The organism is Acidiphilium sp. JA12-A1 (assembly GCF_000724705.2).
In the GTDB taxonomy this organism is placed as follows: Bacteria; Pseudomonadota; Alphaproteobacteria; order Acetobacterales; family Acetobacteraceae; genus Acidiphilium; species Acidiphilium multivorum.
Map to the genome: position 1 here is coordinate 1 of NZ_JFHO01000144.1, position 9,749 is coordinate 9,749.

Annotated in this window: 9 protein-coding genes and 1 pseudogene; 8 read left to right on the forward strand and 2 right to left on the reverse strand. The window is 70.6% G+C overall.

The genetic code is table 11. The features are described 5' to 3' along the window. The 3 genes from RT91_RS18605 to RT91_RS18615 form a co-directional block, all read left to right on the forward strand. Positions 1 to 528 (forward strand): RNA polymerase sigma factor (locus tag RT91_RS18605; protein ID WP_035189157.1); only part of this gene is annotated, 528 nt, incomplete at its 5' end. Then, positions 518 to 1,192 (forward strand): NrsF family protein, encoded by a 675-nt coding sequence (locus RT91_RS18610; protein WP_035189160.1) that lies wholly within the window; start codon positions 518 to 520, stop codon positions 1,190 to 1,192. The genes RT91_RS18605 and RT91_RS18610, both read left to right, overlap by 11 nt. Before the next feature lie 196 nt (positions 1,193 to 1,388). Beyond that, positions 1,389 to 2,984 (forward strand): isocitrate lyase, encoded by a 1,596-nt coding sequence (locus tag RT91_RS18615; protein WP_035189163.1) that lies wholly within the window; start codon positions 1,389 to 1,391, stop codon positions 2,982 to 2,984. A gap of 48 nt (positions 2,985 to 3,032) precedes the next feature. Here the strand turns inward: RT91_RS18615 and RT91_RS18620 are convergent, their stop codons facing one another. Next, the gene (locus RT91_RS18620) at positions 3,033 to 3,716 is read right to left on the reverse strand and encodes a TetR/AcrR family transcriptional regulator (protein WP_035189165.1); all 684 of its coding nucleotides are present in this window, start codon (positions 3,714 to 3,716) and stop codon (positions 3,033 to 3,035) included. A gap of 135 nt (positions 3,717 to 3,851) precedes the next feature. On the opposite strand from RT91_RS18620, the gene RT91_RS18625 reads away from it, so the two are divergent. Genes RT91_RS18625 through RT91_RS18635 form a run of 3 tightly spaced genes read left to right on the forward strand, consistent with a single transcriptional unit; the run spans position 3,852 to position 7,165 of the window. Next, positions 3,852 to 5,351, forward strand: coding sequence for an NAD(P)/FAD-dependent oxidoreductase (locus RT91_RS18625; protein ID WP_035189168.1), 1,500 nt, complete (start codon positions 3,852 to 3,854; stop codon positions 5,349 to 5,351). Between the two features lie 24 nt (positions 5,352 to 5,375). Further along, entirely contained in the window at positions 5,376 to 6,236 is an 861-nt protein-coding gene (locus RT91_RS18630) for an SDR family oxidoreductase (protein ID WP_035189170.1), read from the forward strand. 11 nt (positions 6,237 to 6,247) lie between these two features. After that, complete coding sequence (locus RT91_RS18635; protein ID WP_035189173.1) at positions 6,248 to 7,165, forward strand: alpha/beta hydrolase; 918 nt, start codon at positions 6,248 to 6,250, stop codon at positions 7,163 to 7,165. Between the two features lie 21 nt (positions 7,166 to 7,186). On the opposite strand, the gene RT91_RS18640 is transcribed toward RT91_RS18635, so the two are convergent. Continuing rightward, on the reverse strand, positions 7,187 to 8,737 hold the full coding sequence (locus RT91_RS18640) for an outer membrane beta-barrel protein (protein ID WP_240314359.1): 1,551 nt from the start codon (positions 8,735 to 8,737) through the stop codon (positions 7,187 to 7,189). A 263-nt stretch (positions 8,738 to 9,000) separates the two neighbouring features. On the opposite strand from RT91_RS18640, the gene RT91_RS18645 reads away from it, so the two are divergent. Together RT91_RS18645 and RT91_RS18650 are read left to right on the forward strand one after the other, a co-directional pair. Next, positions 9,001 to 9,489: a hypothetical protein gene (locus RT91_RS18645; RefSeq protein ID WP_231295374.1), complete on the forward strand. Its 489-nt coding sequence runs from the start codon at positions 9,001 to 9,003 to the stop codon at positions 9,487 to 9,489. A gap of 25 nt (positions 9,490 to 9,514) precedes the next feature. Next, positions 9,515 to 9,749: pseudogene (locus RT91_RS18650) on the forward strand (hypothetical protein); the annotation flags it as partial.

Below are 9,749 nucleotides of genomic sequence, written 5' to 3' on the forward strand. Positions count from 1 at the left end.
GCCGCGCAGGCGGGCGACCGCCGCAGCTACGAGGCGCTCCTGCGGGCCGCGCTGCCCTGGCTGCGCGCCCAGGCGCGGCGCGCTTTCCCCGCCGCCGGCGCGGCGGAATGCGAGGACATCGTGCAGGACACGCTGCTGGCCCTGCACCGGAACCTCCATCTGTTCGATCCCGCCCGCCCGGCCGAGCCCTTCCTGCGCGGCATCCTCCGCCTGCGCGGCGCCGACCGGCTGCGCGCCCGGGCCCGCAACCGCGGGCGCGAGACCCCGCTCGACGACCTGCCCGTAACCTCGCCTTCGCTCGCGACGAACGACATGCAGGAGAGGGCGCTCGATGCCGGGCGCCTCGCCGCGGCGATCGACGCCCTGCCGCGGCGCGACCGGGACGTGTTGACGATGCTCAAGCTGCGCGAAATGACCCTGGCCGAGGCCGCCGCCGCCACGGGCATGACCATCGGCGCGCTGAAGGTCGCCACCCACCGCGCCATCCGCCGGCTGCGCCAGGCGCTGAAGGTGACCGATGCAGACTGAGGACCTGATCACCGCCCTGGCCGGCGATCTCCGGCCGGTCCGCCGGCTGCCGTCCCCCGCCGGCCTGCTGGCGCGCTGGCTCGCCGTCACCCTGCCGGCGCTGGCGCTGATCACCCTGATCATGGGCCCCCGGCCGGATCTCGGCGCGATCCTCGCCGGCCCCGGCTTCCTCGCCGCCGAGGCGCTCGGCGCGCTCACCGCGCTGCTCGCCGCCCATGCCGCGTTCTGCGCCGGCCGGCCGGACCAGCCGGGCTGGAAACCGGCCCTGCCGGCGCTTGCCCTGCTGCTCTGGCTCGGCGAGCTGGGCCGGCAATGCGCCGTGCTCGGCCTGCGCGGCGCGGATGGCGCCCTGCGCCTGCATCTCGACCTCGTCTGCGTGCCCGCCATCGCGATCGCCAGCCTCGTGCCCGCCGCCGCGATGGTCGCCCTGCTGCGCGAGGGCGCCGCCTTCCGGCGCGGCCCGGCCGGCCTGTGCGGCGCGCTTGCGGCCTGCGCCGCCGCCGAGGTCGCGCTGCGGCTGTTCCACGGCTCGGTCAATCTGGTCACGCTGCTCGCCTGGCAGATGGGCAGCATGCTGGCGCTCGCCCTGATCGGCGGCCTGGTCTCCAGCCGCCTGCTGCGGGCGCTGTCCGCCCCCGCGCGCCGGCCGCGCGCGGCCTTGTAACAATGCGCCAACCGCGCGCGGCCTTGTAACAATGCGCCGCTCGCGCGCCGTTCTGTAAAAATTTTTCACCGCACCTGCTCACTAGGTGCATAGTTTCACATGTTTACGTGAAAACTTCACAAAACCTTCTGACGCGCCGACCCCCGAGGTGTATCTGAATCGCATCACGCGTTTCCGGATAACAACGAGGGTTCGAATGACGTATCAGCAGACGATTGGCACGATGAGCGAAACGATCGCCGCGAAGGGCGCCGCCTGGGAGGGCATCTCGCCCGAGGCCGTGGCCCGCATGCGGCTGCAGAACCGGTTCCAGACCGGGCTCGACATCGCCCGCCACACCGCGAAGGTCATGCGCCAGGACATGGCCGCCTTCGATGCCGATCCCTCGCGCTACACCCAGTCGCTCGGCTGCTGGCACGGCTTCATCGCCCAGCAGAAGATGATCGCGATCAAGAAGCATTTCGGCACCACCAAGGGCCGCTACATCTACCTCTCCGGCTGGATGGTCGCGGCGATGCGCTCCGAGTTCGGCCCGCTGCCCGACCAGTCGATGCATGAAAAGACCTCGGTGCCGGCGCTGATCGAGGAGATCTACACCTTCCTCCGCCAGGCCGACGCCCGCGAACTCGGCCTGCTCTTCCGCGAGCTCGACGCCGCCCGCGAGGCCGGCGACCTCGCGAAGCAGAAGGAGGTGCAGACCCGGATCGACAATTTCGAAACCCATGTCGTGCCGATCATCGCCGATATCGACGCCGGCTTCGGCAATGCCGAGGCGACCTACCTGCTGGCCAAGAAGATGATCGAGGCCGGCGCCTGCGCGCTGCAGATCGAGAACCAGGTGTCCGACGAGAAGCAGTGCGGCCACCAGGACGGCAAGGTGACCGTCCCGCACGAGGATTTCGTCCAGAAGATCCGCGCCCTGCGCTACGCCTTCATGGAGCTCGGCGTCGAGGACGGCGTGATCGTCGCCCGCACCGACTCGCTCGGCGCCGGCCTGACCAAGCAGATCGCCTATTCGAAGGAGCCGGGCGACATCGGCGACCAGTACAATTCCTTCCTCGACTGCGACGAGGTCGATCCCGCGCAGATCGGCAACGGCGACGTGCTGATCACCCGCAACGGCAAGCTGCTGCGCCCGAAGCGCCTGCCGTCCAACCTCTACCAGTTCCGTCCCGGCACCGGGGCCGACCGCTGCGTGCTCGACTGCATCAACGCCCTGAACAACGGCGCCGACCTGATCTGGATCGAGACCGAGAAGCCCCATGTCGAGCAGATCGCCTCGATGGTCGATCGCGTGCGCGAGGTCATCCCGAACGCCAAGCTCGCCTACAACAACTCGCCCTCCTTCAACTGGACGCTGAACTTCCGCCAGCAGGTCTTCGATGCCTGGAAGGAGCAGGGCAGGGACGTCTCGGCCTTCGACCGCGCCCGGCTGATGAGCGCCGATTACGACGCGTCCGACCTCGCGGCCGAGGCCGATGAGCGCATCCGCACCTTCCAGCGCGACGCCGCGCGGCGGGCGAACATCTTCCACCACCTCATCACCCTGCCGACCTACCACACCGCGGCGCTGTCGACCGACAATCTCGCGAAGGAGTATTTCGGCGAGCAGGGCATGCTCGGCTATGTCGCCGGCGTGCAGCGCAAGGAAATCCGCCAGGCCATCGCCTGCGTGAAGCACCAGAACATGGCCGGCTCCGACATCGGCGACGATCACAAGGAGTATTTCGCCGGCGATGCCGCGCTGAAGGCCGGCGGCGCCCACAACACGATGAACCAGTTCGCGGCCTGATCCGCGGCGGCCCGGCACGCTCCGGGCCGCCATGCCGGCGCGGCGGGCTCAGCCCCGCCCGCCGGGCTCGTCCTCCCGCATGACCAGCGCCGCCGCGCGCTGCGCCAGGGGAGAGAACGCCGCCCGCCCCGCCGGGGTCAGATAGGGCTCGAACAGCGCCATCACCTGCCCGAACCCCCATTGCATCTGCTGCTCCGTCAGCCCGGCGGACGCGGTGCTGGTGCGCAGGTAATCCATCCAGTAGCTCGACACGATCCAGACATTGGTGACGAAGCTGCGGATCCGCCCGGCCGGAATCGCGAGGAACCCGTGCTCCGTGGCCAGCGCCATCACCCGCGCCACCGCCGCACTCGCCCGCGCCTGCACCTCCATGAACCGCCCCTTCAGCCCCGGCAGCCGGTGCTGCAGGTTGAACGCGTCGCGATAGAAGCACCGATAGCGCCACATCAGCGCGAACCAGCCGAGCTGGTACTCGGCATACGATTCCGCCGCCGCCGCGTCGCCCAGCTCCGCCTCCGCGACCGCGAGCTCCTCCTCCTGGAACCGCTCGAACAGGGTGGCGATCAGCAGCTCCTTCTTGCGGAAATGATAATGCAGGTTGCCCTCGCGCATGCCGCAGGCCGCCGCGATCTCGGCGACGGTCACGCCGAAGCCGCGCTCGTTGAACAGCCGGAGCGTCGCCTCCAGCACGCGCTGCCGCGTCGCTCCGGCCCGTCCGCCTGTCCCCGCCATGATCTTTTCGCCCCGACTCTTCGCTTGACCAAACTAGGGTATTCACCCTAATAGTTTTCCCAATTAGGGCAAACACCCTAGCGCCGCGCCCGAATCCCGCATCGGCGGGCCGGCCACCGGAACGGAGGAACAACCATGCTCGACGCCGCCTCTCCCCGCGCCGAGGCGCAGGCCGCGGTCACCCGGGTCGACGTGCTGATCGTCGGCACCGGCTTTGCCGGCCTCGCCATGGCGATCCGCCTGCAGGAGGCCGGCTTCGGCAATCTCCTGCTGATCGAGAAGGCCGCCGAGGTCGGCGGCACCTGGCGCGAGAACACCTATCCCGGCGCCGCGTGCGACATTCCCTCGCATCTCTACTCGCTGTCCTTCGCGCCGAAATCCGACTGGTCGCGCCTCTTTCCCCGCCAGCCCGAGCTCTACGCCTATCTGCGCGACGTGGCGGACCGCTTCTCCCTCCGCCCGCTGATCCGCTTCGGCACGGCGCTGATCGAGGCGCGGTGGGACGAGGCGCGCGGCCTCTGGGTCGCCGCCACCACCACCGGCACGATCGAGGCGCGCGTCCTCGTCGGCGGCATGGGCCCGCTGCACTGGCCCTCCATCCCCGACCTGCCGGGCGTCGAGGCCTTCGCCGGCCCGCGCTTCCACTCCGCCACCTGGCGGCACGATCTCGATCTCGCCGGCAAGCGCGTCGCGGTGATCGGCACCGGCGCCTCCGCCATCCAGTTCATCCCCGAAATCGCCAAGGTGGCGTCGCATGTCACCGTGTTCCAGCGCACCCCGCCCTGGGTGCTGCCCCGGCACGACCGCCCGGTGCCCGAGCTCTGGCAGCGCCGCTTCGCCCGCCATCCGTGGATGCGCCGCCTGTTCCGCCAGTCGCTGTTCTGGGTGCACGAGGCCCGGGTGCTCGGCTTCCTCGGCAACCGGCGGGCCCAGCGCGCCGGCGAGGCGCTCGGCCGGCGGAACATCGCCCGCGCGATCAAGGACCCCGTCCTCGCCGCGAGCGTCACGCCGGACTACCGCCAGGGCTGCAAGCGCACCCTGCTGTCGGATGACTACTATCCCGCCCTGGCCCGCCCGAATGTCAGCCTGACCACCGCCGCCGTGGCCGAGGTGCGCGCCCGCTCCATCGTCGATGCCGGGGGCGTCGAGCACGAGGCCGACGTCATCATCTACGGCACCGGCTTCGAGGTCACCACCGCCTTCCGCCATCTCCGCCTGGTCGGCCGCGGCGGGATCGAGCTGAACCGCTTCTGGGCGGATACCGGCATGGAGGCGTTCAAGGGCATCACCGTCCCCAACTTCCCGAACTTCCTGCTCCTGCTCGGGCCGAACACCGGGCTCGGCCACAACTCGGTCGTCATCATGATCGAGGCGCAGGTGCGCTACGCGGTCGATCTCCTGCGCCGGATGCGCGCCGCCGGCATCAGGGCGGCGGCGCCGAAGCCCGAGGCGCTGGCCCGCTACCAGAAGGAGCTGGACCGGAAAATGGCGAAAACGGTCTGGACCACCGGCGGCTGCCGCAGCTGGTATCTCGATGCCGACGGCCGCAACACCACGCTCTGGCCCGGCACCGTCGTCGGCTACCGCCGCGCGACCGCGGCGGCCGACCTCGCCGACTACCAAACGAGCCGTTAGGCAACTGCACGTGAGAACACGCCGATGAAACTGAACCTCGACGGCGCCGTCGCCGTCATCACGGGCGCCGCCAGCGGCATGGGCGCCGAGCTCGCCGTGCGGATGGCGGCGAAAGGCAGTCGCCTCGCCCTGGTCGATCGCGACGCGGCCGGGCTCGACGGCGTCAGCCGCCGCATCGCCGCCCTGCATCGCGCGCCGGTCACCACCCATGTCGCCGACCTTGCCGACCGCGCCGCCATCGCCGCGCTGCCCGATGCAGTGCTCGCCGCCCATGGCAAGGTCACGGTGCTGGTCAGCAATGCCGGCGTCGCCCTGGCCGGCCCGTTCGACGATTACGGTCCGGACGATTTCGAGTGGCTGATGGACATCAACTTCTGGGCCGGCATCCGCCTGACCACCGCCTTCCTGCCGCATCTCAAGCGCGCGCCGGCGGCGCAGATCGCCTATACCTCGTCGGTCTTCGGCATCGTCGGCGTGCCCGGCAACGTCGCCTATTGCGCCAGCAAGTTCGCGATCCGCGGCTTCGCCGAGGCGGTGCGCCAGGAACTCGCCGGCACCAGCGTCGGCATCACCGTCATCCATCCGGGCGGGGTGAACACCGCCATCGCCCGCAGCGCCCGCGTCGCCCGCGGCACCGATGCCGCCGCCGCGGCGGAGGGCCTCGTGCAGTTCGAGAAACTCCTCCGCACCCCGGCCGACAAGGCCGCCGCCGCGATCCTCGATGGCATCGAGCGCCGCCGCAACCGCGTGCTGATCGGCGCCGACGCCCGCGTGCTGGACTGGATCCAGCGCCTCCTCCCGGTCGGCCACGCGAAACTCGTCGCCCGCCAGGCCAGCTTCATGCCCTCCTCCCTCGCCGCCCAACTCACCCGCGCCCGGCCCTGAAGGGAAACGCCATGCCGAGCCTCGCCTCCCACATCGTCAACCCGCTCATCCGCGCGATCGTCAAGTCGCAGCTCTCCGCCGACGTCTCCGGCCGCACCGAGGCCGAGATCGCCCGCCGCGTCCGCCGTGCCCTCGGCACCCCGGTCCTGCCGCCGCCCGGCGGTCGCTACGTAAAGGGCGAGTGCGGCGGCATCCCCGGATTGTGGACCGAGCCGAAGGCGCCGCCCGCCGCCACCGTGCTCTACATTCATGGCGGCGGCTTCATCGCCTGCTCGCCGGCCACGCACAAACCCTTCACCCTCGCCTTCGCGAAGCGCGGCTTCCGCGTCTTCGCGCCGGACTACCGCCTCGCGCCGGAACACCGCTTTCCCGCGGCGCTCGACGATGCGCTCGCCGCCTATCGCGGCCTGCTCGATGCGGGGGGCGATCCGGCCTCGCTCGTCATCGCCGGCGATTCCGCGGGCGGCGGCCTCGCCCTGTCCACCCTGGTCGCGGCGAAGCGCGCCGGCCTGCCGATGCCCGCCTGCGCCGTGCTGTTCTCGCCCTGGACCGACCTTGCCTGCGCCGGCGACAGCATGCGCGCCAACCTGCGCGCCGACCCGATGCTCTGCGCCACCACCATGCCCGCCGCCGCCGCGCTCTATCTCGGCGCCGCCGACAAGCGCGATCCGCTCGCCTCGCCGCTGCACGCCGACCTCGCCGGCCTGCCGCCGCTCTGCATCCACGCCAGCGCGATCGAGGTGCTGCGCGACGACAGCACCCGCCTCGCCACCAGGGCGCGCGAGGCCGGCGTCGAGGTCAGCATCCGGCTGTGGGACAACATGCCCCATGTCTGGCCGATCTTTCAGCTCCTGCTGCCCGAGGCGCGGCGGACGATGGACGAGGTCGCCGAATACCTCACCGCCCGCATCGCCCAAACGCGCCGTTAGTCCCGGCCGGGCTGCGCGGGTTCAGAATTCCTCGGTCAGTTCGAGATAGACCTGGTTGCGGCGGAAATTGAAGATGCTGTCGCTGGAAATCCGCTGCGTGTAGCGGTAGTCGACGCCGAGGAACACCCGGCTCATCAGCCGGTAGCGCAACCCGACCGACATGTCCGCCTCGTTGTCCCACCGGGTCGACTGCGCGAAGTCGCTCCGCGCGAAGGCGGCGCGGGCGATGCCGGTCAGGTCGTCGGTGATCGCGTGCTCGATGCGCCCGCCGACCAGCGTGTAGATATAGGCCGGGCTGCCCGGCAGCGTCGTCTCCTCGATCGAACGGTCGATGAACAGCGTGAGGGCGGTATCCTCCCCGGCCTGCCAGCGCAGATCCGCGCTGCCCGCCGGCGTGGTGATCGTCTTGAACCGCGAATCCGCATAATCCCTGTGCATCACGCCAACGAACGCGTCGCCCGAAAGGCTCGGCAGCAGCCGGAACAGCGCGCCCACCCCGGCGCGGAACCCGTCCGAATTGCGGAAATACTGGAAGTCGTCCGGCACCGTGTCGTAGCGCCGCAGGTCGCCAAGCAGTTCGGCATAGGGCCGGAACCCCGGCCGCGCGTCGTCGCGCGCGAGGATGCCGAAGGTGTAGCGGTTGCGGTCGCGGTCCTGATTATTGATCTCGCCGTGCAGGCCCTCGACATTGCCGAAGGTGAGCCGCTCGACCGCCGCCCCGGTGCGGATGCTGAACGTGCCGACGCGGCGGATCACGCCGGCATAGGCGTTCATCTCGGTATACGGCGTCGGCGTCAGCCCCTCCACCGCGTCGGGCGATGAGCGGTCCTCGTGCTCGTGCAGCACGATGCCGCCGAGCACCACCCGCGTCTTGGCATTGACGTCGATCCGCCCCTCGACCTGCGCATGCCAGTCCGCGGTGTTCTCGTTGCCATGCGTCCAGTAGCCGGTCAGGTCGGCGCCGACCTCCGCATACAGCGCGTTGCGCTTCCAGTTCGACTGGATGGCGATCACCGGCGAGATCGTGCCGACCGCATCGGCAACCCGCCCCGTCCGCGTCGCGTAGATATTGTCGTCGTAGAACGTCCCGGCCTGGATGCTGGGATAAATCGTGTAGTCGCCAACCTTGTAGCCCGCCGGCCCGATTTCCGGCGGCTGGCGGCGCAGGTTCGCCGGCCCCATCGCCGGCAGCGGCGGCATGATGCGGATGTCGGTCGCGGCATAGCCGCTCAGCTCCCGGTCCACCGCGCGGCGGACCGCATCGCGCACCGGCGCCGGCGCGGCACTAACAATGCGCGCCTCGATCTCCCGATAGACCGGCAGGTTGGCGCCGACGAAATCCGGCACCGGCGAAGCCGCGGCGCGGGCGAGTGCGGCGGCCGCCCCCGGCGTCGCCACCAGCGACGGGTTCGCGGCGAGCACCCTGGCCAGATCGTCCAGCAGCGCCCGCGGCCCGCTTTCCGCGGCGGTGTCGAACTGCCGCGAAATCGCCGCCGGCACCGCCTCCGCCCGCGCCGCGCAGGGCAGCGCCAGCGCCGCGAAGGCTGCGAGCGCCAGGCGCCGGGCCTCCACCGCCGGCCGCGCGCGCCTCCGAAGTCCCCTTGATTTCGCCGCACGAAAATGAAAACCGGACATGCTGTTCACCCTGCTGGGCCGCCTCATGGTCAGGACCGTAGTCGCTTCGCCGGCCACTCCGACCTGACAAAACGGATTACACCGAAAGACGCAGCGGGGACTTGATCTGGATCAGCGCACGCATGCCGGATTGCGAATATTTGTGCCGTCAGCGGACGCTTCCTCATCGTGAGGCGGCGGAACAGTCAAGGCGCCCGAACATGCGTGCACGGCCCCGAAGCGGGTGGCGTATCATTGCCGGACTTCTTCTCGCCGCGCCGTTAGCGGCACCCGGCCTCGCCGCGGCGCAGACCACGACCCCGCATCGCGGCGCGCCCTCCGGCGATGTCTATCCCCGCGCCGCCGCCTGGTGCTCGAATTTCCGCCTCGGCGCGCTCTCCGCGAAAACCCGGATGGACGCCGCCAACCTCCAGCGCCTGCGCGCCGCGCAGGAGGAACTCGCCCCCGGCTTCACCGCCGGCGGCGCGCGCACCGGTCTCGATCTTCTCGCCGGCTATCAGGAACAGCTCGAACGGCGCCATCCCGATATCGGCCTGGCATCGACCTATCTCGCGATGGTCAGCACCGTGCCGGTCACCACCGACGCGCTCCGCCGCGTCAACGCGCTGCTCTGCGTCAGCACGACGCGCGCGACCGCCGCACAGATCGCCGCGACCGCCGAGGCCGCGCGCCTCGACCTCGCGCGCTAGCCGGATGACGCCAATGGAGCCGGACATGATCAAGCGATCCCCGAATACAAACGATACGTTTGATACGGTCACGCGACGCCGGATCGTCCTCGGCGCGGCCGGCCTGTTCGCCGCCGCCGTCGCCTTTCCTGTCCCGCTCCTCGCCCAGCAGCACGGCGGCGGCGCGAGCGGCGGCAACGGCCAGGGCGGCAATGGCCAGGGCGGCGCCGGTCATGGCGGCGGCGAAGAGGGCGGCTCCGGTCACGGCGGCGGCGCCGGTC